This window comes from Faecalibacterium sp. HTF-F, from assembly GCF_023347535.1.
Lineage (GTDB): Bacteria > Bacillota > Clostridia > Oscillospirales > Ruminococcaceae > Faecalibacterium > Faecalibacterium wellingii.
In genome coordinates this window covers 54,450-78,753 of the sequence record NZ_CP094473.1, presented here as the reverse complement: position 1 = coordinate 78,753, position 24,304 = coordinate 54,450, and the positions used below count along the sequence as shown (strand labels likewise).

Genomic DNA, 24,304 nt, shown 5'->3' with positions numbered 1-24,304 from the left:
AATATGTTCAGTGGGTGGGTCATTCTGATTCATAAAGATCACCTGCCTTGCCCACAGTATAGCACAATTTGATGGTCACGACCACCAGCCGCGTCTTTTTCCTTCCTGTTGAAGGATCTCCTTCCGCATGTGATCCAGCGCATCTGCTGCCCGGAAACCACTCAACATGACTCCAAGAACCATCAATAACAAAACGACATCCATATGATCCGTCCTATCTTTTCAGAGCCGGAAACACTTCTGGATCGATGCGTATTTTCCCAAAACCAGCATACTTTCATCCCGGCACAGCTGCGTATCCGGCGTGATGCTCATATCGAGCTTTCCGTCTTTTTTCAGTGCAAGAATGTTGATGTTATACTTTTTTCGGATATTGATCTCACCGATCGTGCGATCCATCCATTCCGGCGGAATGGTCACTTCCATGATGGCGTGGTCGTCCTGCAGCTCGATGTAATCCAGAATGTGTTCGGAGCTGTATCGGATCGCTGCCCACTTTGCCAGCTGCTTTTCCGGGTAGACCACTTCATCCGCACCGTTGCGCAGCAGAAACTTGGCTTGTACATCCCGTTCTGCACGCGAGACTACAAGCTTTGCGCCCAGCTCCTTGAGCAGTGAAGTGGTTTCCAGCGAGTTTTGAAAATTACCGCCGATGGTTACGATACACACATCAAAATTGCCGACACCGAGGGAGCGCAGAAAGTATTCGCTGGTGCTGTCACCGATCTGTGCATTCGTCACATAGGAAAGCACGGCGTTCACACGGTCTTCGTTGCTGTCGATCGCCATGACCTGATGACCCAGCTCATTCAGTTCCTGCGCAATATGGCGGCCAAAACGGCCAAGCCCAATCAAAAGAATCGATTTCATAGTTGCCTCCTTTATCCGATTGCGATTTTCTCCTGCGGCAGACGAGAGTGGGCAGGGCTGCTGCCAAATGCCGCATAGATCAACGTCAATCCGCCAACACGTCCCAAAAACATCAGTGCGATCAGCACCCCCTGCGAAAGGATGCCCAACTGCGGTGTGATGCCCAATGTCAGACCCACCGTTGCCACAGCCGATGCAGTCTCATACAGACAGACCGACATCGGCAGCTGCTCGGCCGCAGCAATGACAAAGGCTCCGAGGAAGAACAGCGTCAAATACATCCCTGCGATGGTGGCAGCATTCTTGACCGCGGAACCATCTATGCGCCGCCCGAAAAATTCGGCATCTTCTCTGCGGCGGAAGGTCGCCCACATATTGGCCAGCAGAACGGCAAATGTTGTGGTTTTCATGCCGCCTGCCGTGGAGCCGGGCGAACCGCCCAACAGCATCAGAACCACCATCAATGCCTGTGAAGTGCTGCCCATCGCAGCAAGATCAGCGGTGTTAAAACCGGCAGTACGGGGTGTAACGGATTGGAACATCGACAATAAAATGCGCTGCCGGGCAGAGCCTGCCGTGAACTCGAAGCAATAAAAGTACAGCGTCGGCAGTACCAGAAGAAATGCCGTTGTGACAAGGATCACCTTGCTCTGCATCCGGTAACGGTGAAAATTAAGGCGATATGTACAAATGTCCTCCCATGTCAGAAAGCCAAGGCCGCCAAAGACGATCAGGGCCGCGATCACTGTGGTAAGCAATGGGTCACCTGCATACTGTGTCAGCGAAACAAATTTTGCCCCCTCTGTTCCCAGCAGGTCAAACCCGGCATTGCAGAACGCCGAAATGGAATGAAACAATGCGTACCAGATCCCGCGCAATCCATAATCGGCGCAAAATGTCGGCAGCAGCAGTGCAGCACCGACCAATTCAAACAGGGCGGTGATCCGCAGAATAAAGCCCGTCAGCCGCACGATGCCGCCCATCTGCGGGGCAGCCGTAGCTTCCTGCATCGTGCTGCGCTGCTTGAGGGAGATCTTTCGCCCGGAAAGCAGCGCAAAGGCAGCGCCCACCGTAATGACGCCCAATCCTCCGATCTGGATCAGAAGAAGGATCACGCTCTGCCCGAATGCCGACCAGTAGCTGCCGGTATCCTGTACCACCAGTCCGGTCACGCAAAGGGCGGAGGTGGAGGTAAACAGTGCCTCATGGAACGGTGTGACGCACCGCTGCTGTGCAGCAATCGGGAGCATCAGAAGCAATGCGCCCACCAGATCAACTGCCGCAAAACCTGCAATAATGACCTGAAAAGAAGAAAAACGGTGCTGCCTGTAACGAGGATATTGAATCATAAAAGCTCCTTTACCTATCCGTGTGCATAAAGATTAGCATGGAACAGATAAAGGAGCCGTAAAGAAAATTGTAGAAGTATAAAGATTCCATTAAAATCGATCAGCCAACACTAAAAAATGCCGGGCATCACCAGCGCAAAAAAAGCGGTAATGTCCAGCATTCATTCAGATCTCTGACCCATGGCTTCCGGCCGCATTCTTCAAATATTTCTCCGGGTCGCCATTCAGGATCAAGTCCGCATAGCCCAGCGGGTCATTGTAAATAAGGCAGTCTAACTCTGCCGCGGCATTTTGCTTTCCGAAGAAAACGAAAAATCCGAACCCTTCTCCTATCGAGAAAAGGTTCGGATTTTCATTGTTTGGTGCGATGGAAGGGACTCGAGCGACCGCACACCAAAAATCAAGTTCGGTCAGTATCCATACGCCAGGGCACCGCCATCCACGGCAAAATCCTGACCTGTGATGTAGGAGGCTCCATCGCCCACCAGGAACTCGGCCATCTTGCCCAGATCGCGGGTATCGCCGTAAGCATGCAGGGGCATCCGGTTCAGGATCTTCTGCTCACGGGCGGCGTCCACCACCTGCTCGTTCATCTTGCTGCGGAACCAGCCCGGTGCGATGCTGTTGACGGTGATGTTGTCCCCGGCCCACTCCACAGCCAGTGCGCGGGTCATAGCCAAAACAGCGCCCTTGCTGGTGCAGTAGGGCACCACCTCGCTGAAGCCCAGATGTGCGCTCATGCTGGTGATGTTGATGATGCGGCCCTTGTCCGCGCTCTTCTTCAGGTAGGGGTAGCAGACAACGCTCATCTCAAACAAATACTTGACGTTCACGTTCATGATGTTGTCAAACTGTTCCATAGGGAAGTTTTCGGCACGGCATTTATAGCTGACGCCTGCATTGTTCACCAGAAAATCAAGGCAGCCATTGTGCTTTGCGGCAAGCTCTGCCACCATAGCCTTCATGGCTTCTACATCGCCCACATCGCCCTTCAGGTGGACAACGCCCGATGCGCTTTCTCCCACGCCCTCTTTGGGCCTGCCGGTACGGCTGATCACATAAACCGTTGCGCCGGCCTCTGCCAGCACATTTGCGATCTGGAAACCAATGCCGCTGCTGCCGCCGGTGACGATGCCGGCCTTACCCTTCAGATCTGCCATCATAAATCCTCCTATCAAACCTTAACGTTGAAGCCAAAGAACTCATTCACATTGTTGAAGCAGACATTCTCGATGGTCTTTTTCAGCTCTTCCTCACCGGAGAAATACTCTCCGCGCTCCACCAGACTGCCCAGATAACTGCACAGCACGCGGCGGTACAGCTCATGACGGGGATAGGAGATAAAGCTGCGGCTGTCGGTCAGCATGCCGACCGACAGTGAGACCGGGTACAGGTTTGCACAGGCCTCGAACTGGCGCTGGATACCAAAGGCCTGATCGTTGAACCACCAGGGTGCGCCCAGCTGAACTTTTGCCTTGGTGCCATTATCGCAGAAGCCTGCGGCTAAGATCGCCCAGGTCTCAATCTTGGTGCCGTCCAGCGGATAGATGATGGTTTTGGGCAGTTCGCCGATGGTGGTCAGGTTGTTCAGCAGCTCGCCAACGCCCTTGACCGGTGCGGCATCGTCGCAGCAATCAAAACCAGTGGACTGGCCCACACTCTTCACATGGCTGGTGTTGGCATCCAGATAGGTGCCGATGTGCAGCTGCATAACGTAGTGGTTGCGGTTGTAGATACGGGCCATCTCGAACAGGAATGCGCTCTGGTACTGGTCGATCTCATGCTGGGTCAGCTTGCCGCCGCTGCGTGCCTTGGCAAAGATGCCCTCTACCTCGGCGGGGGTGTAATCTGCCCAGTTGAAGTAGGGGATGCCGTCGTCACTGACGGTGGTGCCGGTGATCTGCTGGAAATACTGCAAACGCTTTTCCAATGCGGTGAGCATCTCGGCAAAGCTGTCAATGGGCTGCTCCGTAGCAGCAGAAAGCTTTGCCAGATAAGCAGCAAAATCGGCGTTGGCGCAGAACATGGCCTTATCGGGGCGGAAGGCGGTGATCACGCGGGTGAACATCTTTTCCTCGTTCAGCGCCTTGTGGTAGCGCAGGTCGTCGATGGGGTCTTCGGTGGTGGAGACCAGACGCACATTGCTGTGCTCCATGCACCAGCGGCGGGTCATGTGCTTTTCAGTGATAAGCTTTTTGGTGCGGTCATAAATTTCCTGTGCATTGGCTGCGGTCAGGGGTTCGTCGATGTCGAAGTAGCGCTTCAGCTCCAGTGCACACCAGATGTAGATGGGATTGCCCACCAGCTGGGGCAGAATTTCGGCAAACTTCATGTACTTTTCGTAGTAGCTGGCGTCACCGGTGATGTACTTCTCGTCGATACCAAAGGTGCGCATACAGCGCCACTTGTAGTGGTCTCCGCGCAGCCACATCTCGCCCAGATCTTCAAACTCCTTGTTCTCGGCGATCTCCACGGGCTGCAGATGGCAATGGTAATCGATGATCGGCATATGCTCTGCATACTTGTGGTAGAGCATCTTGCCGGTCTCATTGGTGAGGAACAGCTCTTCGCTGAAACGATCATTCATAACAAATATCCTCCAAAAATGCCCACCCGTCTGTTCAGGAGATGGGTGGGCTCATTTCATCAGAATCCGATCAGAGCGCCGCCGTCAACAGGGATGCAGGTGCCGCTGATATAGCGGGCTGCGTCACTGCACAGGAACGCTGCACACATGCCGACATCCATAGGGTCGCCCACGCTCTTGGCGGGGATGCGGCCCATGATCTTGGCCAGACGCGGTGGGTCGTTGTCGGTAGCTTTGTGGAACATGGGGGTGTCGATCCAGCCCGGAGCAATGGCGTTGACGGTGATGCCGTACTCGGCCAGTTCAGCGGTCAGGGTGTGGATCAGGCCCAGATAGCCGGCCTTTGCGGTGGAGTAGCCTGCCACCTGGGGCTGGCCGATGTAGCTGGTCATGCTGGCCTGGAAGATGATGCGGCCATGACCCTGCTCCTTCATCTGGGGAACAAAAGCCTTGGTCAGTGCGAATGCACCCACCAGATGCACATCCAGAACGCGCTTGTAATCGTCCACGGTCATATCCCAGATGAACTTCTTGCAATGGTTGCCTGCGTTGTTCACAAGGATGCTCACGGGGCCCTGCTCAGCGGTGATCTTATCGGCCAGTTCCTGAGCGTGGTCGGTATCGGTGATATTGAACTGATAGTACACAGCCTTGCCGCCAAACTCTGCCAGAGTATCGGCCACCAGCTCAGGAGCGCGGGAAGCCACAACGGCCACCTTTGCGCCTGCGGAAACAAGACAGCGGGTAATGGCAAGGCCAAGACCGGTGGCACCGCCGGTGACGACGGCGACCTGACCGGACAGATCGTACCAGTTCTTGATGCTGAAATCCTTCACCTGTTCTTCGGTAAATGCTGCCATGGGGAACAGTCCTCCTCACTCTTCGCAGGCACGCTTGAAAGCGACCTGCTTTTCCTGATATTTATACGGTACAAAGAACTCGTGGTGTCCCTGGGCTTCGCTCTTGGTGGGCTGACCGGCGGCAGTTTTTACCACCAGTTCGGTCAGGCGGCGGGCCAGCTCGCTCTGGGTGCATTCGCCCCGGAGCACGGGGTTGGCATTGAAGTCCATATCGCCCTCCATGCGGGCGTAAGTCGCACCGTTGCCGGTGATCTTGATGCAGGGGGCTACTGCGCTGCCCACCACATTGCCGCGTCCTGTAACGAGGAATACGATGTGTGCGCCACAGCTGGCAAGATCCATCAAGCCCTCGTTGTCGTTGGGATTGGTGATGCCAAACTGCATCCAGTAAGGGTCCGGGGTGGAGTCCAGCAGCCACAGACCCGGATGGGGCGCAGGGCAGGACACCTTGATGACGCCCTGAATGGGGCGGGAGCCGCTCTTGATCACAGCACCCATGCTCTTTTCTTCAATGGTGGACAGGCCGCCTGCAAAGTTGCCGGGGCTGACCGAATACTGCCGCACGCTGCGGCAGTATTCCAGCGCTTTATCATAGGTATAGCGCAGCTCTTTTGCGGCCTGCTCAGAAGCAGCGCGCTTGAGCAGCAGATGATCCAGACCAATGGCCTCGACGATCTCCTCAAAGATGGCCGTGCCGCCCTGATCGGTGAGCCAGTCGTAGAACCGGCCCACGACCACATTGCCAGCCAGACCGCTGGTGTAGTCACTGCCGCCGCACTCTGCGCCAATGACCAGATCTTTTACGGACATCTCCACGCGGGGGGTGTTTTCCAGCTCTTTGAGTGCGCTCTGCACCCACTCCACGCCCTTGCGGACGGCAGGCTGGGTGCCGCCCTCGTTCTGGATGAACATCCAGCTTGTGGGCTTGCCCTCTTCCTCGGCAATTTTAGACAGCCATTCCGGCTGCACGTATTCACAGCCAAGGCCTACAGCCAGCACCGCACCCACGTTGGGGTGGCGGATGAAGCTGATGAGCAGGTTCACCGCATACTGGTTATCGGTACAGCCGTCAAAGCCCAGCAGTTCCACATTGGTACTGCCGCTTTTGGCTACGATCTGCTGCGCCACAAACTCGGCACACTTGACCGTGTAGATCACCAACACCCGGTTACGGATGCCCTTTCCGCCGTTTTTGCGGGCGTAGCCGGGCCAAGTGAGGCTTTGCAGTTCATTCCAATCCATTAAAAGCCTCTCCTTTACTCGTACTTCGTGTCTTTGGGAGCACCGGTCCTGACGTCCAGATGGCTGGAACGCTGGTCGTAGACGCTGCGCATGACGTGCAGGTGTACCCAGCTGCCAGCCGGGATATCGGCGGTAGCGCGGCCAATGACTACGCCGTACTTGACGATATCCTCACCGTTCCTGATGTCCCGCAGGGCAATTTTATGGCCCATCGGCACCTCGGTGGCGGCTTCCACTTCGGGGGCGCAGGCATCGCCGCGCAGCTCCACAGGGCCGGGCACCAGCGGGGTCAGGGCCGTGGCCACATTGTCTTCCCGATTGATCTGAAAGGCGTTCTGCTTTTCGTCCATAGCTTACAGCACTCCGAACTTTGCAAATGCATCCGTGACCATCATGCCGTCTTCAATGGCTTTGCGCATGGTCTTTTCCGTGCTTGCCTTGACGAGGGCTTTCTCGATGACTTCCGGTGCAATATCCTTGGGGATGATGAGCACGCCGTCGATGTCGCCAAAGACGATATCGCCATTGTGGATGGTCACCTGACCGATCTCAATGGGGCAGCGCCACTTGAACACGTAGGTACGGACGGAGGAATCCTGTGCCCATGTACCGGAGCAGAAAACAGGGAAGTTCTGCTCGATGACCTTGGGGGTATCGCGGGTGTAGCCGTCCAGAACGGCGCCAACTGCACCGCGGGCCTTGCCGCAGGCGGTGAGCAGCTCGCCCCACAGAGCACTGTTGTGTGCGCCGGTAGCGATGTAGATCTCGTTGGGCTTCAGGTCATCCAGCGCCTCCGTCATATAACCGAAGGGCTTTTCGGCGGGGTACTCAAACACATCGTTTTCCAGAACGGTGCAGGCGTAGCCAGCCACCTTCAGGCGCTTGTCCTCTTCCTCTCCGGGCAGGATGTAGGGTGCGGTAGGCACCTGTGCAGCCAGCGGGCGGATGGAAGCGGGCAGGAACTGGTGCTTATAGCCCATCTGATCCAGAATATCACCCACAACGGGGGTATAGAGCTTCTCTTTCATCAGGGCGAACATTTCATCGTCGTTTTTCCACATTGCCATGGGGAATCACTCCTTTGTCGTTTTTAGAATATCCAGCCATTCGAGGCACTGCCCGAACCAGCCGGCGATGTGAGGATCTGCAACGCGGTGCTTTTCCGGCTCGTCCACTTCGGGCGTTGCCAGACTCAGACCGTGCACCCCGCGGGGGTAAAGATGCATTTCGTAGCGCACACCGGCCGCGCTCAGTGCACCTGCCAGAAGCAGGCTGTTCTGCACCGGCACTTCCGGGTCGGTGACGGTATGCCAGAAGAAGGCAGGCGGCGTATCTGCCGTGACCTGCGTTTCCAGCGAATACCAGCCCGGATCGTCCGAGCCGGCCAGATTTTGGATACTGCCGCGGTGGGCGTACTTTCCGGCGGTGATCACCGGGTAGCCCAGGATCATGCCGTCGGGGCGGGGCAGGCCCAACTCACGCCAGTGCACGCCCAGACTGGCTGCCAGATGGCCGCCTGCGGAGAAGCCGCAGACCAGCGCCGACAGTGCCGGGAAACGCTGCTGCATGGTCTGCAGTGCTTCGCCCAGCTGGCGCACCGGCAGGGTGCCCAGCGGGGGTTGGCCGGGCTTTTCGCGAATGGTGTAGTACACCACCGCAGCCGCCCAGCCGGCGGCGGCAAAGGCGCGGGCCACCGGCTCGGCCTCACGCGGCGAAAGCCACTGGTAGCCGCCGCCGGGGCAGATCAAGATCATTCCTTTGGGGTCTTTGGGGGCATCTGCAATCCAGAGCCGCGCCCCCAGCGGCAGATTCATTGTTTCCATACGCGCTTAGTACAGCAGGTTGGGCAGCCACATGAAGCTCTGCGGGAAGTAGGTCAGGATCATCAGCGCAATGAACATGGTGATGTAGAACGGCACCATCTTCTTGGACAGGGTCTCGATCTTGATGCCGGAAATGGCAGAACCGATGAACAGGGTGGAGCCGACGGGAGGGGTCAGCAGGCCGATGCCGAGGTTCAGCACCATGACGATGCCCAGATGGATGGGGGACAGACCCAGCTGCATCCAGATGGGCAGGATGACGGGGGTCAGCATCAGGATCAGGCAGGCCATCTCGATCAGGCAGCCCAGGAACAGCATCAGGATGTTGAGCAGGATCAGGATGACGATCTTGTTGCTGGTGATGGAGAACAGACCGGTAGCGATCATGGTGGGGATGCGCAGATAGGTCAGCAGGTAGGTGAATGCGCCGGACACGCCCAGCAGGATCAGCACCTTGCCCAGAGTCTCCACGACGTTTGCAAAGATGTGGGGGACATCCTTGAAGGAGAAGCCCTTGTAGATGAACAGGCCGACGCACAGAGACCACACAACAGCGGCGGCTGCGGACTCGGTGGTGGTAAAGACACCGGCGATGACGCCGACGACCACGAACATAACAGCCAGCATGCCCCAGATGGCCTTGAAGAACGCCTTGATGCAGTTCTTCAGGTTGAACTTGCCGGTGACCGGGATGTCCATCTTCTTGGAGTAGTAGTAGGAGTAGATCATCAGCACGATGCTCAGCACAGCGCCGGGCATGTAGCCGGCCACGAACAGCTGGCCGATGGAAACGGTGGTGACGCCGGCAGCAGCCAGAGTGAAGATGACCATGTTCTGAGAGGGGGGAACCAGAATGCCTTCAACGGAGGATGCCATGGTCAGGCAGGTGGAGAACTCGCGGTCATAGCCCTGCTCTTCCATCATCTTGATCTCGATGGGGCCCAGAGAGGCACAGTCGGCAGAAGAAGAGCCGGAGATGCCGCCGAAGAAGAAGGAGGCCACCACGTTGACCATGGCAGCACCGCCGCGCATCCAGCCGACAAGTTCCTTTGAGAAAGCGATCAGGGTATCGGTGATGCCGCCCGCGCTCATCAATTCACCCATCAGGATGAAGAAGGGCACCGCCAGCAGCGTATAGGAGTTCAGATTGCTGACAAATTTCAGAGCCATCTGCATGGGGTTGATGCCCAGATAGAAGAAATCCAGCAGAGAAGCCACACCAATGGCATATACCACGGGCACGCGGAGGAAAACCAGCACCAGGAACACACCCAGCAGCAGGATGGTTGCGATCGTTGCAGTAGACATTTACTTTTTCTCCTTTCGACCCAGCACCCAGTGGCCAATCAGCGCAAAGATGTTCAGCACGCCGGTCACAGGCAGTGCACTGTACATAAAGGCATAGGGCACATTGATGCCGGCCATGTTGTTGCCTGCACCCTGCTGTGCCAGCTTGATGCCGTACACGATGAGGAAGATGGAAAAAGCAAACACACAGACAGACGCCAGAATATCTGTGAGAAAGACACCCTTTTCGCCCAGCTTTTCGTCAAACATGGTAACGGCCAGGTGCTCGTTCTTGCGCACCACCAGCACGCTGCCCAGCAGGCTCAGCCATACCAGACACAGCAGGGAGAACGGCTCGCCCCACATTGGAGAATGGTGCATCACATAACGCCCAAAGAAGATAAAAAAGACCACCGCTACCAGAGCTCCCAGGATCAATGCGCAGATATGGCGCAAAGTCTGGAACAGCACGGCGTCGATCTTTTTCCAAACAGTTTCAAATTTGTCCATAATCGACTCCTTGATTGTTCGTTTTTCTAAAATTCCCCACAACCGTTGCCAGCCGTGGGGAACGTTCGTCCTTTATTGTGCTATAAAAGTACTGTGGAGCTTATCAGTAGTTGCCGCCCTGGATCTTAGCGATGATGTCCTGAGCCTCTGCGCTCTCCTTCTCGTACAGAGGTGCGCAGGCCTCCTGCCACTTTTCGATATCGGAAACCTCCAGCTTGGTGATGCCCTTGTCGGCGAAGGAATCGAAGCAGGCCTGCTCCTGCTTCTGGTTGTACTCGTAGCAGGCGGAACGTGCGGCCAGAGCGGCTTCCTTGATCCAGCCCTTCTCGGCATCGTTGAAGCCGTTCCACTTGTCAGCGTTCATCAGGATGACGCCGCAGCCAAAGGTGTGTGCATCGGTGATGAAGTAGGGGGCAACTTCGTTGAAGCTGTTGCTCATGTAAGAGGTAACGCCGTTCTCAGCAGCATCGACGACGCCGGACTGCAGAGAGGTGTACAGCTCAGAGTAAGCGATTGCGGTGGCGGAAGCGCCCAGAGCATCCATGGTGTTGATCATCAGGTCAGTCTCGGGCACGCGGACCTTCAGGCCCTTCATCTTGTCCAGCGTGAAGTCGGTGGGCTTGCCCAGACGCTCGTAAACCTTCGGGGTGATGAACATGCTGCGAGGACCTTCGACCAGCCAGCCCAGAGCAACATAACCGCAGTTGGCATCTTCCACGCTCTGCAGCAGCTCGTCGCCCAGACTGCTCTCAGCCACATCCTCAAACTGTGCCATATCCTTAAAGACATACGGCAGGCCGGTGGTGCCGATCAGTTCAGCGCCGTAGTTGGGCAGAGAAGAAGCGTTGCCGCGGAAGATATCCAGAGTACCCATCTGGATGCCCTGCATGGACTCAGCCTCGGAACCCAGCGTGCCGTTGATGTACAGGTCAATGGTGATGTGACCGCCGGACAGCTCTTCGATCTTCTCAGCAAAGGTGTGTGCGCCAACGGTTGCGCCGTAGTCCTCGCCGTTGACCTCGTTCCATGTCAGCTTGTAGTCATTGCCGGAGCCGCCCTCGCCTGCACCTGCTGCTGCAGAAGAGGCAGTGGAGGAAGCTGCAGTGGAAGCTGCGGTGGAAGTAGAGGTGGAAGCGGAAGAACCGCCGCATGCGGTCATGCCCAGCGCTGCGGCAGAAACGCCAACAACCTTCAGGAAGTCACGACGAGAAATTGCTTTTTTCATAAGAAATCTCCTTTTTTCTTGGCATCGTGTGTCGGATACGTGTTCGGGGCAGCGTCTTCGTGTCCCGCCTGCTCCTTGCTACAAAAACGTTTTTGTAGCTTTCTTTGGCAACATTTTAGCACGTCTTGTGCGCGAGGTCAATATTTTTCAATTTTTTCGTCTGTTTCGGATATATTTTTGTCGTATAGCATAGTTTTTGACCAAATCGTTTTTGCAGTGTGACGATTTTCCAACCAAAATTCTGTAATCTCTTTACTTTTATGTGCTTTTGCATTATAATCAAGCAAAACGTTTCGGTTATATTTTATTGACGTGTTTCCGTTAAAGATTCTTTGCCGCGAAGCAAAATTCCGGTTATCAAGCAGCCAATTCCTTTAACACGATCAACGAGAGGAGCATTTTTATGATCATTACCAAGTTCGAGACATGGTGGGTCGAGCGCGGCCGCTGCCTGTTTGACGAAAAGCGTCAGGGCGGTGCCAAAATGGGCTGGGATGTCATCGCCATCAAACTGACCACCGACACCGGCATTGAGGGCGTTGCCACCTGCATGGCAGCCCGCAGCGGCGCTGTGAGCGAAGCTTACTTACAGGAGAGCATCGGCCCTGTTGTTCTGGGACGTGACCCCCATGACCGTGAGGCCATCTTCCAGGAACTGTGGACCATCGACCGTCATGAGGCATTCTTTCCCGTGTTCCTGCCCGGCCCCGTGGATGTAGCCTTGTGGGATATCTGTGCCAAGGAAGCCGGGCTTCCTCTTTATAAGTACATCGGCGCTTGCCGCGACAGCCTGCCGGTCTATGCCAGCGGCAACTTCCACGGCACTGTTAAGGAGTATGTGGACGAGGCTCTCTACTACCAGAGCAAAGGCATTCCCGGCTACAAAGCCCATCCGGGCGGGCCGGTCAGCTTTGATATGGAAGTGCATCAGGCCATCCGCGACGCTGTCGGCCCCGACTACCTGCTGATGACCGACCCCGTGGGCGACTATACCATCAACGAAGCCGTCACCGTGGGGCGTCAGCTGGAAAGGCTGAATTATAAGTGGTTCGAAGAGCCCTTCCGCGACTTTGAGCTGTATAAATACACTGAGCTGTGCCGCACACTGGATATCCCTATCGCTGCCACCGAGACCACCCGCGGCTGCCACTGGGGTGTGGCGCAGGTCATTGCTCAGCACGCTGCCGATATCGTCCGCGCGGATGTCAGTTGGAAGGACGGCATCACCGGCACGCTGAAAATCGCACATCTGGCAGAAGCATTCGGCCTGAACTGCGAGATCCACACCACCACCATGAACTACATGGATCTTGTCAACCTGCATGTCAGCTGCGCCATCAAGAACTGTGAGTACTTCGAGTACTTCGTACCTGAAGAAAACTACACCCTGCCCATGAAGGGCAAACTGCCCATTGACGAACATGGCATCATCCATGTGCCGCAGGGTCCGGGCGTGGGTGCCGAACTGGATTGGGATCTGATCGAGAAGAACTGCCGTAGCTACCGCAAGCTCGAGTACAAGGGCTGATCCCACTGACTTTTTGACGTTTACTGCTTGCTCTTTTTACTTCTCCATTTACATGAAAAAGGCGGACTGATTGGAAACCAGTCCGCCTTTTTCATGTTTTTTGTTTTCAGAGCAGCAGCCCCCGGAAATTGTCCCGGTCATACATCACAGCGTTGCTGCGGAACACCACTTCAGAGCCCACGTAAATGGTGCGCTGTTCCGGAGCCTTGCCCTGCACGAGATATTCCACCAGTGCTTTGATGCCAAGATACCCTTGAGCGTAAGGGTTTTTCTGCACGATATTGTCCAGTATTCTGTTCCGCAGAGCGTCCAGATTTTCTTCGAATACGTCGCTGCCCACCGCGAACACTTTACCCGCTTTGCCGCACTGCTGCAGCCCCTGCACGAGCATCACGCTCCCCTGCGACAGCACACTGCAGCAGGCCGCAACATCCGGTTTTTCCAGCAGATTCAGGATGTTCCTCTGTGCCTCTGAGCCGATGCAGCAGGAATTGTCCAGATAAATGCGGTTCTGCGCACCGTTCTCCTGCATATAATCCTCAAACCCCTGCACGATGCGGGCATGCTGCTCCCATTTGGGATTTCCGGCACAGAGCACCACACTGCCGAAAGAGGGGATATGGCTGAAGATCAGCTCCGCCATCGTCCGTCCAATGACCTCATAGTCAGGCTGCACGCTGCACAGCGGTGCGATCTTCGGGTTTCTAAACCCCACCTGCACCACTGCCACACCGGCATCCCGGGCATGCTGCCACTCCTGCATTGTCATAGCTTCCATGTGACCCACTGTCAGCAGGCCGTCCAGTTTGTCCTCGGCCAGCAGAGCGCGCACCTCTTCCACTCCGCGGGAGTGGGAAGGGTCGATCTCATTGGGGAAACTGAACTCGGTACACTCCACGTTCAGATCTTCAGAGTTTTTCAAGTAGTCCCGCACACCCTGCCACAAAGGCGGATAATAAAAGCGGTTTCGACCCACCTCATCCGGCAGAAGCACAGCCACACGCTGGGTGCGGCGTTTCAGGCCGGAAGCCATTTTATTGGGCCGGTAGCCCAGATCATCCGCGATCCTCCGGATATGCTCCCTGGTGACCTCACTGACGCCAGGCTTGTCGTTCAGTGCCTGATGGACCGTGCTGATGGAAACGCCCGCTGCCTGTGCCACATCACGGATCGTAATCTTTTTGTTCATAAGGTCACTCTCTCTTAAAAAACAGCTGTTTCGCAAAAACGATGCGTGAAAAGGGTACTGATTTTAGTATAGCACGCACGAGGTATACTGTAAATAAGCAGAAGTTTCTGCAGCACCCCATGGTCAAGCGGATCAGCGCACTGGCCGAGGACGAGCAGCGCAAAGGATGCCGACCCGGAAATGAAGGCAAAGCTGCGCCTGGCACTGCTCACCTGATGCAAAAAAGGGCACTGATTGCAATGCAATACAGCGCCCTACATCATCGGACATGGAAAACACCGACCGTGCAAAAACCGTGCAGAAACCGTGCACCCATGGCTTACAAAACAAAAGGCCATGAAATCTTTCGATTTACAGCTTCCACGGTAGACATTCCTACGCGTTGGAACCCGCGGGCTAAGCAACAGAAACGGGTTGCGTTAGCTGATTTTTCCGCAGCCCCTTGGCAGGGCTTTGAAAAATCAGAACGCGGCCCCAACAACTCCTCCCTGTTTCAGCCGCAGGCTGCGGTCGTCGTTGTTGCACTGGGCTGATTGCTTGCGGTGCTATGCGCCTCCGCCCTGTTCGAGGATGGCACCATTCTTGCCATCGACTGCATTGCCGTCGAGGACGAGTACGGCAACACCACGGCACAGCGGGCAGAGCTGGACTGGCTGCTGTATAATAAGCCCTTGGAGTACGCACAGATGGTGCTGAGAGGGGAGATGGAGCGTTGTCTTTCTCTCGGCTGCGACCATGGCAGACTGGAAGATTAACATTATAGATATGAAAAAACAACCACCTACTACACAAAATCGTGCAATAGGTGGTTGTTTTATTTTCGATCAAGCTCTTGCCACACCAGTCTCGCGGGCAGCCTTTGCCACGGCATTTGCCACAGCCTCGGCCACGCGGGGGTCGAACGCGCCGGGGATGATGTTCTCCTCGCTGCGGTCTGCATCGGTGATGAGGTCTGCAATGGCGTAGGCAGCGGCCAGCTTCATCTCATTGTTGATATCCCGGGCGCGGACGCTGAGCGCGCCCTTGAACAGGCCGGGGAAGCACAGCACGTTGTTGACCTGATTGGGGAAGTCGCTGCGGCCGGTGGCCATCACCCGCACGCCGCCGGCCTTGGCCTCGTCCGGCATGATCTCCGGGGTGGGGTTGGCCATGGCAAAGACGATGGCGTCCTTGTTCATGGTCTTGCACAGCTCGGTGGTCAGGATGCCGGGCTTGGACACGCCGATGAACACGTCGGCGCCCTCCAGCGCCTCCTTCAGGCCGCCCTTGACCTGACGGGGGTTGGTCATCTCACCCAGCCAGTTCTTGTGGGCCTCGGCGCTGTTGCAGCCCTTGTACAGGGTGCCGAACTGATCCACTGCAATGATATCCTTCGCACCGGCGGTCATGAGCATCTTGATGATGGCGGTACCGGCAGCGCCGGGGCCGTTCAGGACGATGTGCACATCCTCCATCTTCTTGCCCACCACACGCAGAGCGTTGATGAGGGCAGCAGTGACCACGATCGCGGTGCCGTGCTGGTCATCGTGGAAAACGGGGATATCCAGCTCCCGCTCCAAAGTTTCCTCAATTTCAAAGCATTCGGGGCTCTTGATGTCCTCCAGATTGATGCCGCCAAAGGTGGGCGCAATGGCCTTGCAGGCAGCAATGACGCTGGCAGCGTCGTGGGCATCGATGCAGATGGGGAAGGCGTCCACGCCGCCGAACTCCTTGAACAGCACCGCCTTGCCCTCCATGACCGGCAGACCGGCCTCCGGGCCGATATCGCCCAGGCCCAGCACAGCCGTGCCGTTGGAAACGACCGCCACCATGTTGCCCTTGAAGGTGTACTTATACACGTCCTCGGGGTTTTCCTTGATCTTGCGGCAGGGCTCGGCCACGCCGGGAGTGTAGGCGGTGGACAGGTCGTCGCGGGTGGCGACCTCCACCTTGCTCACGATGCCCACCTTGCCTTTGTGGGTCTCGTGCATTTCCAGAGCTGCTTTATTGTAATCCATTTGAATTGAATTTCCTCCCATTGGTTCAAAACTCATTTTTCCAAGGACTTTCATCGCTGTAATCGTGGGAAATATAATCGTAAATATAGCCGATCTCACTGTCCGGCAGGTTGATGCGGTACTGCTCCGCAATGTTGGCAAAGCAGCGCCGCGCCAGTGCCACAAAGTCCCGGTGCTCTTCACAGAAGCGTTCCAGTTCACGGTAGCTCTTGATCTCCTCTTTTTTCACCAGCCGCTCGATCAGGCAGCTGATGTGCAGGTTCAGACCCACCACGGTCTTGGGCTGGAAGTGGGAGCCAAGCGCCCGCTGCATCTCCTCCAGCATATCTGCCACCAAAGAAAGCACCCGTGAAGCGTTCAGGATGGTGAGCGATTCCACCACATTCTCCAGCGAGAACTGGTTGACCAGATTCTGCTTGAAGTGCTCGAACTCTTCCTCGGTCAGATAACCGCTGAGGCCGCTTTTGATCTTATCCAGTCCGCGCTGGGTGATGATGTCCTCCACAGCCACCACCGGGAAATCCGCCGGGCCAAGCTCCATGGTGGACGCCGCAAACAGCACGTTGCAGGTATTCCAGTGGCCGCTCTGGCGCAGCTGCTCATAGGTCTGCACATCGTAGCACAAAAAGCGCGCATTCACCTTGGTGTTCAGGTGGTTCAGGCTGTGCATGAACAGCTCGCTCACCTTTGCAGCGACGTTGCTGCCGCTCTCGCTCACAAACAGGATCACATCCTCTTTGCGGGCTTTTTCCAGGATCTTATAGCGGATCTGCGAAGCATTTTTGGCATTTTCCAGAACCTCTGCCAGCGGCATCCCGTCCAGAATATGGCTGCCCACCGAAAGTGCCATCGCTGTGGAAACATTGTTGATGATCCCGAGGTTGACATTCGGCAGGTCGTCCAGAAGCTCGGTGATGTTTTCCAGTGAGCCGAGGTCTACCAGAATCAGCACATCACGGTTCTCGTTGAAATAAAGGATCTTTTTGACCTGACTGACGATCTCGCTGACCGGCACATCATAGGGCATATCGATGGCGTTGAACAGATACTTATGCAGCATCTTGTTGCACACGTCTGCAATGCTGCTGGCCGTGGCGTAACCGTGGCAGATGATGAACGCCTGCACCGGCAGCTTGTTGCCGGGGCGGTGCAGCACCTCCACAAAGGCGCTGATCATCAGGATGCCGATGGACGAGAAATGCACATCGGTGGTGTTCTGCACCATCAGCAGCAGATCACTTGCCACCGCAAAACTGTAGGGCGCATCCCGCCGGACAGCCTCGGTCAGATCTGTCACCAGCTGCTGCACCTCGGCGCTGTCCTCCGGCAAGGCATCATCGAACACATTGCCGAAATACACCCACCGCGCCAGCATCAGGATAAAGCTGTTGGGGAAGCCGACACCGTACAGCTCATGGATGCGCTCCGAGATGCGCAGCATTCCCTGTTCGATGCCCTTGATGCGCTCATCCGCGATCTTGTTCTGGAACAGGATATAGTTGTTGTACTCTTCCAGCTGGTGCACCATGCGGGTGCAGAATCCGGCACATTCCAGACTGCCCTGTAAATACAGCCGCCCCTGCTCCCGGATCTCCTCCAGCAGACGATGCTCCTTTTCAAAGCCGCAGTCCTCCCGCAGGTCGTCCAGTGTCAGCGGATGGTTCTGCGCACCGGCCTCCGGCAGCAGCAGGCAGCTCTCAAACACGGCATCCGGCAGCACCGGCAGCCCGATGCAGATGCTGCCGTCCCGGCTGCGGGAGTATGCATTGGTGCAGCTGGTACGGATGACCTGCTCCAGCTGACCCACGTTCCGCTCATACGGATACTGCATCAGCATCTGGTATGCCTGACCCGTCACCTGCACCCTGCGGCCGATGCGCTGCTCCTCCTGCATCAGAAAACGATAGATGAGCCGTTTTTTCTCCAGCAGCGACCGGCTGCGCAGCGGCAGAAGCTCTGCCTGCACCGGCACACTGTTCTTGAGCGAGGGCGGCACCGTCTGCACACCGAAGATCAGGCGCGGATACTTCGCGCCCAGCTCCGGCAGCACTGCCGTTAAAAAGCGCACCGCCTCGGCCTGCACACTGCTCTCCAGCTGGTCAAAGCCGTGCAGGTACAAAAAATCGCTGCCGGTGCCAGCCTCCAGCCTGCGTTTGAACGAAGCGGCAAAGCCGGTGCCGCCCGGCTCTGCTGCGCCCCACATGGCGCAGTCCAGCTCGGAAAAACGGCTCTCTGCCGGCACGACCTGCTTTTCCTTTGCATACTCCCAGGTCTTGCCGGCCAGCAGACGCTTGCCGGTGCCTTTTTCGCCCGCCAGCACCAGCGGCAGGCCGGTGGGCGGATACTCCACCGCCACACGGCATTTTTCCACGGCGGATTTCAGGCTGAGGTGATAGCCGATGACTCCCGCAAAGCAGCTGTCCGCACGGCGGCCATGGTTCAGATCCTGCTGCAGAAACTGCAGATCCTCATATTCAGCATCCAGCGTCTGAACGTTGAATTTCCGGCTCAGCGTCTCCCGCAGGAAATAATAGACCGGCCGGGTATTGATCTTGACCATCCAGCCCTCTTTGAAAAACTCGTTCAGGTACTGGCTCACCGTGTTGCGGCTGATGTGCAGCACCGCACCCATTTCCTGCGTGGTAAACGGCTGCAGCACCTCAAAGTTCACCTGTCCGGTCTGCTGTTCCAGATAGTTGTACAGCTCCTGCTGGGTCGGATTCAGCTTCTGCAGATTTGCCATTGTCACCTTTGCTCCTGTTGTTTTTTCATCCGGTCAGCCCTTGTTCAGGAAGGGCACCACCAGCTCCGACCACACATCGTCGAAGAATTTTTTACTGTCCAGCGCCTGCACCGTGACCACCACATTGCTCTTGGGCACCACCACGATGTACTGACCATACCTACCGTCTGCGCGGTAGGATTCGTCGTCCGGGTTCGTCCAGAAGAAATAGCCGTAGCCGTGCTTGGGGGCATTGACCGGGTACTGGTTTTTTTCTGCCTCATGCAAATATGCGGGGTCCAGAAGCTGCTCGCCGTTCCAGCAACCGTCGTGCAGCAGGAACTGCCCGATGCGGGACATCTCGTCAATGCTCAAAAACAGGCCGTACGCTCCGGCAGAATGTCCCATGGGGCAGGTGAGCCAGTCCGGGTTGCCGATGCCCAGCTTATCAAAAAAGCGGGGCGTCATGTAGTCCTTTAGGGTGCAGCCCGCAGCGCGCTCCACGATGCAGCTGCACATATAGCTGTTGAAATTGTTGTACTCGAACCGGGTGCCCGGCTCGTAGGGGAACGCATTGCGCAGGAAATAATCCTGCCAGTCCCTGCACTGCAGCCGCTGCGCATCGTTCCAGAAGAACATTTTATCCTTGGAGCCGCAGCCCATCTTCAGCAGATCCCGCACGGTCATGCGGCGCAGGTTCGGCGCAAGCTCTGCGGGATCATACTCCGGGTAGAACCTGAGCACCGGGTCGTCCAGCCGCAGCAGCCCTTCCTGCACGGCAAGGCCCACACCGATGGAGGTGACGCTCTTGCTTACCGAATACGCGTGCAGGCGGGTAGGCTTGTCCAGACGGGCATAGCTTTCCTCCAGCGTATCATTGCGCCATGCCTGCACAAAGTTGATCACAATATCCTTCTGCTTCATTTTAGCAATAAATTCTTCGGTACAGTTCATTGCAGCCTCCTGATAAGTGGGAAAGCGGATGTCAGTCCACGCTCCCATCCGCTTTCCATTTTACTATAAAATTGTCGTCTTGAAAAGTTCTGCTCAGAAAACGCCGATGGCGGTGAGCAGCACGCTGACCACGATGATGCCAAGCAGGATCGTGTTGGGCTTCGTGCCCTTCTTGAGCAGCCTGTAGACACCCAGTGTGGTGAACAGAGAGAGCATCTTGGGCATGATGCCGTTGATGACATCGATCAGCTTGATGGCACTGTCGCCGCTGCCAATGGCAATGACCGGGTTGATGCTGACCATGGAGGCCGACATGCCGCCGATGACCAGCAGGCCGATGATGGATGCCGCGGTAAAGATCTTTTCGGTCAGACCCAGCTCCTCAAAGCGGTTCAGTGCCTTCATGCCGGAGTTGTAGCCCCAGTGGCAGCCGAAGTAGCGCACCAGCACGTTGGGGATGTTGAACAGCAGCAGGAACAGGAACGGTGCAAACAGGTTGCCCGTCAGTGCCAGCGAGCAGGCAATGCCGCCGGCCAGCGGACGCAGGGTGCCCCAGAACACCGAGTCGCCGATGCCGGCCAGAGGGCCCATCAGACCGGCCTTGACCGAGTTGATGGTGTTGGGGTCAAAGTCCTCCTGCGTGGCGTTCTCCTCCTCCATGGCCGCTGCAATGCCGAAGATAAAGGGGCAGAGCATGGGCGTGGTGTTGAAGAACTCAGCGTGACGCTGCAGCGCCTCTGCCAGATCTTTCTTTTCCGGGTACAGCTTCTGCAGGACAGGGGACAGCGCATACTGCGCACCCTGGTTCATCTGACGCTCGTAGTTAAAGGATGCATTGACCGTAAAGGATCTCCAGAAAACCTTGTTGATATCGCTCTTGGTGAGCAGCTTTTTCTCGTTATTAGAAGTCATCGTCAGCACCTCCGTCAACCACAGCAGTATTGTTCGGCTTGTTCTGGTCGTTGACCAGCATCAGAGCTACAATGATCACGCCCAGCAGTGCGATGCCCAGCACGGGAACATTGAGGTATGCAGCCAGCAGGAAGCCCAGCAGGAAATACGGAGCGACTTTGGGGCTGATGAGGATCTTACCCAGCATGGCAAAGCCCAGTGCAGGCAGGATGCCGGCGGCCACGGAAATGCCGCGGATGATGAAAGCAGGGATGATGGCAAGGAAGCTCTGCACCGCGTCGCTGCCGCAGTAGAAGCAGATGGCGATAACCAGAGACATAACGATATCGTAGGAAAGGAAGCTGATCATGTGCATGGCATCCACGCCGGCGGCGTTGCCTTCAGCCGCATATTTATCAGACTTATGCAAAAACCAGCTGCGGGCGGTCAGATAGTAGGTGTTCTTGATCAGCAGAGCCACCGTTGCAATGGGCAGTGCCAGTGCAAGGGCAGCCTCTGTGCCATTGCCGGAAACAATGGCCAGCGCCGTACCCAGAATGCCGCCTGCGGTAATCTCCGGCGGCAGCGCTGCGCCGATGGTCACGTTGCCCATGAAGGCCAGCTCCAGCGTAGCACCCACGGCCAGACCCGCGTTCACATCGCCCAGCACCAGACCGACCAGCGGACCCATCACGATGGGACGCTGGATCATGGAGTTGCCGACGCCGCATTCCAGAAAACCGATAAAGGAAACCAGTGCGATCAATAATGTCTTTACAAGCATGTTGTTCTCCTCCTGTTCTCGATGGATCAGGTCAATATCTTCTTGGCATCACTGGGCACTGCCTGGATGAACACCTCAATGCCCTCCGCGGCGGCCTCGTGCAGCAGCTTTTCCTCTTCGTCCGATACATAGACCATGGGGGACAGTGCGTGGCGATCCGGCGCAGACTTTGTGCCGCCCAGGTTGATGCTCTTGATCTGGGTGGTCTCCCGCGCCAGACGCACCGCATCCTTGACATTGCCGGTCACGATCATCAGGCTGTACTTGTCGGTCTTGCCTTCATTGATGGCGGCAATGGAATCCTCCACCGTCTTGATGACGAGTTTGGCATTGTTGGGCTTGCCCAGACGCAGCGCAGCCTTGCGCACATCATCGGTAGCGGCAGCATCGTTTGCGATCAGGATGCAGTTGGGGTTCAGCTGGCCACACCAGCTGAAAACCACCTGACCATGCAGCAGACGATGGTCGACGCGCAGCAGTTGGATCATAAAATTTTTCCTCCTTATCAGAAATCTTCTTCTTCACTGACGAACTCCGGCTGCTGAATGGAAGCCTGTGCCTCTGCGATGCCGGTTTTTACCAGCTCGTCCAGCGGCAGCTCCTCCTCGGTCAGCAGAGTTGCGACCAGCGTCAAATTCATTCCGGTGATCACGCGTACACCCGGCCGTGCCGCAAAGACGACAGCTTCCTTATTCACGCTGCCACCCAGCACATCCGTAACGATGACGCATTCTCCGTCTGCCTGACGGAGCATCGCCTCCAGTGTGTCATGGACATTGCACTCCGGCGTTGTGTAGGCATCGAACGCCTTGAGCGCCTCCTGTTCTCCCAGGATCATCTCCACCGTGTTCTTCATGCCGGATGCCAAATGTCCGTGTGACGCTAGGATTACAGTTCTCATATGCATCCCTCCTTGTGCTTGCAGTATACACCCTGCATAGTTTTTATTTCATTGTGACAGTCTTTTTGGTAATTAAATCCCGTGCTTTCGACACTGTTCGTGCCCTCCTCGACACTGCTGCGGTAAAACCGTGCATACAAGCACCGGTTTCCATCAAATTCCCCAGAATATAAGTCCTGCTATCACCGCTTTACTGCAATAAAACTTGCAAAACCATCTTGACGCGCTCCGCAAATCCCTGATACCCTTTATCGCAAATCCCACCGAGCTTGTCGGGGCAATGCCCCTCCATCTTGCTTGCGCAAGACCGCTCTGCCGCTTAAAAGCCCTACTGGGGCTTTCATTGCTACGCAAACGTGGCCCTTCCCCAAACCCTGCTCCAGCGTTGCGCTGGTTTCAGCGCAAAAGCGGCGTGTCGCATTACATAGCCCTCTCCATCCCGGAGCGGGCATTTATCATTTTCACAGGAGGTCGAATATGGCTGAAATGAAAAGTCCGAACGTACACGCAAAGAAGAACCGCAATGACACGCCGCGAAAACGAAAGACACACATCATCAAGGTCAGAGTGACCGCAGAAGAAAAACTGCGGATCGCATCTCGGTGAACAAAGCCCTGCAGCGTGCCGACAAGGTCGCCTTGTCCAAGATCGACCCTACCCAGATCTACCACACCTTCCCGGACAGACGGGAGGGAAGCAAATCCTCGCTGATCCTCAAGCGGACTAAGACCAAAAGGTCCAACCGCATCCTGTACATGACCAAGCCCTTGAAAGAGGAGCTTCTGGCATGGCTGGAAAAGATGAAGCAGGACGAGCAGAGCGCCCCGGAAAAGTACAGCAACTGCGGTCAGCTGTTCCGCTTACCAGAGGCTTACCCATTGCCCCGGACGTTCTGACCAAGTGGTACCGTATGTGGAGGGCGGAGCACCCGGAGTTTGAGAAGATCGAAGCCGACTTCTACACGCAGGATGTGGCCGGTGCAAAGCCGCAGGAACCCCCGGAAAACAAAACGCCGGTGGCAACAAAAATCACGGGTAAAATGATCCTTGAAGCCATCCGGCAGATGGACGCAGAGGAGCGCCGCGAGCTGACGCGGGTACTCTTCGCGTAAAAATTTGCGTTTGCGAAGCAATGAAAGCCCCAGTGGGGCTTTTAAGCAACAAAGCGGTCTTGCGTAAGCAAGATGGAGGGGCCTCGCCCCGACAAGCTTAATTTTTGTGCAGCGAAATACACGCTGTGCAAGCGATGCAAAGAGTTCATGGCTTTTTTGTAAAGTGTGCAGGAGATGTGCAAAAGTGTGCAGACTCTGCCAGAAAAACAAAAAAGCCATGAAATCTTTCGATTTACAGCTTCCACAGTAGACATTCCTACGCGTTGGAACCCGCGGGCTAAGCAACAGCCCACTGGGCTGATTGCTTGCAGCGCTATGCGCCGCCGCCCTGTTCGAGCCCCTTCCATCGCGCAAACAAAAAAAGAAAAACCAGCACACAACGTGTACTGGTTTTTCTTGGTGCGATGGAAGGGACTCGAACCCCCGGCCTACTGATTCGTAGTCAGTCACTCTATCCAGCTGAGCTACCAACGC

26 protein-coding genes, 1 tRNA gene and 1 pseudogene are annotated in these 24,304 nt (G+C 56.2%); 6 read left to right on the top strand and 22 right to left on the bottom strand.

The features are described 5' to 3' along the window. Nucleotides 1-222: 222 nt before the first annotated feature. The 13 genes and pseudogenes from MTP37_RS00365 to dctP all read right to left on the bottom strand — a co-directional run bounded on the left by MTP37_RS00365 (nt 223) and on the right by dctP (nt 11,753). Nucleotides 223-870 carry a potassium channel family protein gene (locus tag MTP37_RS00365; RefSeq protein ID WP_249237700.1) on the bottom strand — a complete coding sequence of 216 codons (648 nt, stop codon included), beginning with the start codon at nt 868-870 and terminating at the stop codon, nt 223-225. 11 nt (nt 871-881) lie between these two features. Beyond that, a complete protein-coding gene (locus tag MTP37_RS00360; RefSeq protein WP_249237699.1) occupies nt 882-2,219 on the bottom strand; it encodes a TrkH family potassium uptake protein in 1,338 nt (445 codons plus the stop codon). 165 nt (nt 2,220-2,384) lie between these two features. After that, a pseudogene (locus MTP37_RS13175) lies at nt 2,385-2,501 on the bottom strand (DUF6061 family protein); the annotation flags it as partial. A 128-nt stretch (nt 2,502-2,629) separates the two neighbouring features. After that, a complete protein-coding gene (locus MTP37_RS00350; RefSeq protein ID WP_249237698.1) occupies nt 2,630-3,382 on the bottom strand; it encodes an SDR family NAD(P)-dependent oxidoreductase in 753 nt (250 codons plus the stop codon). Between the two features lie 11 nt (nt 3,383-3,393). After that, nucleotides 3,394-4,806 carry a glucuronate isomerase gene (gene uxaC / locus MTP37_RS00345; RefSeq protein WP_249237697.1) on the bottom strand — a complete coding sequence of 471 codons (1,413 nt, stop codon included), beginning with the start codon at nt 4,804-4,806 and terminating at the stop codon, nt 3,394-3,396. A 59-nt stretch (nt 4,807-4,865) separates the two neighbouring features. Further along, nucleotides 4,866-5,666: an SDR family NAD(P)-dependent oxidoreductase gene (locus MTP37_RS00340; RefSeq protein ID WP_005938393.1), complete on the bottom strand. Its 801-nt coding sequence runs from the start codon at nt 5,664-5,666 to the stop codon at nt 4,866-4,868. Nucleotides 5,667-5,681: 15 nt separating this feature from the next. Further along, entirely contained in the window at nt 5,682-6,908 is a 1,227-nt protein-coding gene (locus tag MTP37_RS00335; protein ID WP_249237696.1) for a UxaA family hydrolase, read from the bottom strand. A 14-nt stretch (nt 6,909-6,922) separates the two neighbouring features. Next, nucleotides 6,923-7,258, bottom strand: a complete 336-nt coding sequence (locus tag MTP37_RS00330) for a UxaA family hydrolase (RefSeq protein WP_249237695.1) — start codon at nt 7,256-7,258, stop codon at nt 6,923-6,925. A gap of 3 nt (nt 7,259-7,261) precedes the next feature. Then, complete coding sequence (locus tag MTP37_RS00325; RefSeq protein ID WP_005938401.1) at nt 7,262-7,975, bottom strand: RraA family protein; 714 nt, start codon at nt 7,973-7,975, stop codon at nt 7,262-7,264. A gap of 6 nt (nt 7,976-7,981) precedes the next feature. Next, nucleotides 7,982-8,731 (bottom strand): alpha/beta hydrolase, encoded by a 750-nt coding sequence (locus tag MTP37_RS00320; protein ID WP_249237694.1) that lies wholly within the window; start codon nt 8,729-8,731, stop codon nt 7,982-7,984. 6 nt (nt 8,732-8,737) lie between these two features. Next, nucleotides 8,738-10,039, bottom strand: coding sequence for a TRAP transporter large permease (locus MTP37_RS00315; protein ID WP_249237693.1), 1,302 nt, complete (start codon nt 10,037-10,039; stop codon nt 8,738-8,740). Beyond that, the gene (locus MTP37_RS00310) at nt 10,040-10,528 is read right to left on the bottom strand and encodes a TRAP transporter small permease (protein ID WP_249237692.1); all 489 of its coding nucleotides are present in this window, start codon (nt 10,526-10,528) and stop codon (nt 10,040-10,042) included. A gap of 103 nt (nt 10,529-10,631) precedes the next feature. After that, nucleotides 10,632-11,753, bottom strand: coding sequence for a TRAP transporter substrate-binding protein DctP (gene dctP, locus MTP37_RS00305; protein ID WP_249237691.1), 1,122 nt, complete (start codon nt 11,751-11,753; stop codon nt 10,632-10,634). A gap of 403 nt (nt 11,754-12,156) precedes the next feature. Here dctP and MTP37_RS00300 point away from each other — a divergent pair, with 403 nt between their 5' ends. After that, nucleotides 12,157-13,281, top strand: coding sequence for an enolase C-terminal domain-like protein (locus MTP37_RS00300; RefSeq protein WP_249237690.1), 1,125 nt, complete (start codon nt 12,157-12,159; stop codon nt 13,279-13,281). Between the two features lie 106 nt (nt 13,282-13,387). Here the strand turns inward: MTP37_RS00300 and MTP37_RS00295 are convergent, their stop codons facing one another. Further along, the gene (locus MTP37_RS00295) at nt 13,388-14,470 is read right to left on the bottom strand and encodes a LacI family DNA-binding transcriptional regulator (RefSeq protein ID WP_249237689.1); all 1,083 of its coding nucleotides are present in this window, start codon (nt 14,468-14,470) and stop codon (nt 13,388-13,390) included. A gap of 119 nt (nt 14,471-14,589) precedes the next feature. Here MTP37_RS00295 and MTP37_RS00290 point away from each other — a divergent pair, with 119 nt between their 5' ends. Beyond that, nucleotides 14,590-15,003 (top strand): hypothetical protein, encoded by a 414-nt coding sequence (locus MTP37_RS00290; RefSeq protein ID WP_249237688.1) that lies wholly within the window; start codon nt 14,590-14,592, stop codon nt 15,001-15,003. Next, a complete protein-coding gene (locus tag MTP37_RS00285; RefSeq protein WP_249237687.1) occupies nt 15,004-15,225 on the top strand; it encodes a DUF6061 family protein in 222 nt (73 codons plus the stop codon). 69 nt (nt 15,226-15,294) lie between these two features. Here MTP37_RS00285 and MTP37_RS00280 read toward each other — a convergent pair whose 3' ends face one another. The 7 genes from MTP37_RS00280 to MTP37_RS00250 form a co-directional block, all read right to left on the bottom strand. Beyond that, complete coding sequence (locus tag MTP37_RS00280; RefSeq protein ID WP_249237686.1) at nt 15,295-16,467, bottom strand: NAD(P)-dependent malic enzyme; 1,173 nt, start codon at nt 16,465-16,467, stop codon at nt 15,295-15,297. A gap of 25 nt (nt 16,468-16,492) precedes the next feature. Beyond that, nucleotides 16,493-19,210 carry a PRD domain-containing protein gene (locus tag MTP37_RS00275; RefSeq protein WP_249237685.1) on the bottom strand — a complete coding sequence of 906 codons (2,718 nt, stop codon included), beginning with the start codon at nt 19,208-19,210 and terminating at the stop codon, nt 16,493-16,495. Between the two features lie 33 nt (nt 19,211-19,243). After that, nucleotides 19,244-20,143: a serine hydrolase domain-containing protein gene (locus MTP37_RS00270; protein ID WP_249237684.1), complete on the bottom strand. Its 900-nt coding sequence runs from the start codon at nt 20,141-20,143 to the stop codon at nt 19,244-19,246. 93 nt (nt 20,144-20,236) lie between these two features. Continuing rightward, nucleotides 20,237-21,055 carry a PTS system mannose/fructose/sorbose family transporter subunit IID gene (locus MTP37_RS00265; RefSeq protein WP_249237683.1) on the bottom strand — a complete coding sequence of 273 codons (819 nt, stop codon included), beginning with the start codon at nt 21,053-21,055 and terminating at the stop codon, nt 20,237-20,239. Then, nucleotides 21,045-21,818: a PTS mannose/fructose/sorbose/N-acetylgalactosamine transporter subunit IIC gene (locus MTP37_RS00260; RefSeq protein WP_249237682.1), complete on the bottom strand. Its 774-nt coding sequence runs from the start codon at nt 21,816-21,818 to the stop codon at nt 21,045-21,047. Before MTP37_RS00260 ends, MTP37_RS00265 begins: the two co-directional genes overlap by 11 nt. Nucleotides 21,819-21,844: 26 nt before the next feature. After that, on the bottom strand, nt 21,845-22,306 hold the full coding sequence (locus MTP37_RS00255) for a PTS sugar transporter subunit IIB (protein WP_249237681.1): 462 nt from the start codon (nt 22,304-22,306) through the stop codon (nt 21,845-21,847). Nucleotides 22,307-22,323: 17 nt separating this feature from the next. Further along, on the bottom strand, nt 22,324-22,719 hold the full coding sequence (locus MTP37_RS00250) for a PTS sugar transporter subunit IIA (protein ID WP_249237680.1): 396 nt from the start codon (nt 22,717-22,719) through the stop codon (nt 22,324-22,326). A 477-nt stretch (nt 22,720-23,196) separates the two neighbouring features. Here MTP37_RS00250 and MTP37_RS13075 point away from each other — a divergent pair, with 477 nt between their 5' ends. From MTP37_RS13075 to MTP37_RS00240, 3 genes are read left to right on the top strand one after another with little or no spacing between them, the layout of a single operon-like run. Next, the gene (locus MTP37_RS13075) at nt 23,197-23,325 is read left to right on the top strand and encodes a hypothetical protein (RefSeq protein WP_256469112.1); all 129 of its coding nucleotides are present in this window, start codon (nt 23,197-23,199) and stop codon (nt 23,323-23,325) included. Further along, a complete protein-coding gene (locus MTP37_RS00245; protein ID WP_249237679.1) occupies nt 23,322-23,615 on the top strand; it encodes a site-specific integrase in 294 nt (97 codons plus the stop codon). The genes MTP37_RS13075 and MTP37_RS00245 overlap by 4 nt, the downstream gene beginning before the upstream one ends. A gap of 14 nt (nt 23,616-23,629) precedes the next feature. Beyond that, entirely contained in the window at nt 23,630-23,830 is a 201-nt protein-coding gene (locus MTP37_RS00240) for a hypothetical protein (protein WP_249237678.1), read from the top strand. A gap of 397 nt (nt 23,831-24,227) precedes the next feature. On the opposite strand, the gene MTP37_RS00235 is transcribed toward MTP37_RS00240, so the two are convergent. Beyond that, nucleotides 24,228-24,304, bottom strand: a tRNA-Arg gene (locus MTP37_RS00235).

Coding starts and splice junctions, on each gene's coding strand:
- MTP37_RS00365 (WP_249237700.1), bottom strand. CDS start 870: ATGAAATCGATTCTTTTGATTGGGCTTGGCCGTTTTGGCCGCCATATT.
- MTP37_RS00360 (WP_249237699.1), bottom strand. CDS start 2,219: ATGATTCAATATCCTCGTTACAGGCAGCACCGTTTTTCTTCTTTTCAG.
- MTP37_RS00350 (WP_249237698.1), bottom strand. CDS start 3,382: ATGATGGCAGATCTGAAGGGTAAGGCCGGCATCGTCACCGGCGGCAGC.
- uxaC (WP_249237697.1), bottom strand. CDS start 4,806: ATGAATGATCGTTTCAGCGAAGAGCTGTTCCTCACCAATGAGACCGGC.
- MTP37_RS00340 (WP_005938393.1), bottom strand. CDS start 5,666: ATGGCAGCATTTACCGAAGAACAGGTGAAGGATTTCAGCATCAAGAAC.
- MTP37_RS00335 (WP_249237696.1), bottom strand. CDS start 6,908: ATGGATTGGAATGAACTGCAAAGCCTCACTTGGCCCGGCTACGCCCGC.
- MTP37_RS00330 (WP_249237695.1), bottom strand. CDS start 7,258: ATGGACGAAAAGCAGAACGCCTTTCAGATCAATCGGGAAGACAATGTG.
- MTP37_RS00325 (WP_005938401.1), bottom strand. CDS start 7,975: ATGGCAATGTGGAAAAACGACGATGAAATGTTCGCCCTGATGAAAGAG.
- MTP37_RS00320 (WP_249237694.1), bottom strand. CDS start 8,731: ATGGAAACAATGAATCTGCCGCTGGGGGCGCGGCTCTGGATTGCAGAT.
- MTP37_RS00315 (WP_249237693.1), bottom strand. CDS start 10,039: ATGTCTACTGCAACGATCGCAACCATCCTGCTGCTGGGTGTGTTCCTG.
- MTP37_RS00310 (WP_249237692.1), bottom strand. CDS start 10,528: ATGGACAAATTTGAAACTGTTTGGAAAAAGATCGACGCCGTGCTGTTC.
- dctP (WP_249237691.1), bottom strand. CDS start 11,753: ATGAAAAAAGCAATTTCTCGTCGTGACTTCCTGAAGGTTGTTGGCGTT.
- MTP37_RS00300 (WP_249237690.1), top strand. CDS start 12,157: ATGATCATTACCAAGTTCGAGACATGGTGGGTCGAGCGCGGCCGCTGC.
- MTP37_RS00295 (WP_249237689.1), bottom strand. CDS start 14,470: ATGAACAAAAAGATTACGATCCGTGATGTGGCACAGGCAGCGGGCGTT.
- MTP37_RS00290 (WP_249237688.1), top strand. CDS start 14,590: ATGGTCAAGCGGATCAGCGCACTGGCCGAGGACGAGCAGCGCAAAGGA.
- MTP37_RS00280 (WP_249237686.1), bottom strand. CDS start 16,467: ATGGATTACAATAAAGCAGCTCTGGAAATGCACGAGACCCACAAAGGC.
- MTP37_RS00275 (WP_249237685.1), bottom strand. CDS start 19,210: ATGGCAAATCTGCAGAAGCTGAATCCGACCCAGCAGGAGCTGTACAAC.
- MTP37_RS00270 (WP_249237684.1), bottom strand. CDS start 20,143: ATGAACTGTACCGAAGAATTTATTGCTAAAATGAAGCAGAAGGATATT.
- MTP37_RS00265 (WP_249237683.1), bottom strand. CDS start 21,055: ATGACTTCTAATAACGAGAAAAAGCTGCTCACCAAGAGCGATATCAAC.
- MTP37_RS00260 (WP_249237682.1), bottom strand. CDS start 21,818: ATGCTTGTAAAGACATTATTGATCGCACTGGTTTCCTTTATCGGTTTT.
- MTP37_RS00255 (WP_249237681.1), bottom strand. CDS start 22,306: ATGATCCAACTGCTGCGCGTCGACCATCGTCTGCTGCATGGTCAGGTG.
- MTP37_RS00250 (WP_249237680.1), bottom strand. CDS start 22,719: ATGAGAACTGTAATCCTAGCGTCACACGGACATTTGGCATCCGGCATG.
- MTP37_RS13075 (WP_256469112.1), top strand. CDS start 23,197: ATGGCTGAAATGAAAAGTCCGAACGTACACGCAAAGAAGAACCGCAAT.
- MTP37_RS00240 (WP_249237678.1), top strand. CDS start 23,630: ATGTGGAGGGCGGAGCACCCGGAGTTTGAGAAGATCGAAGCCGACTTC.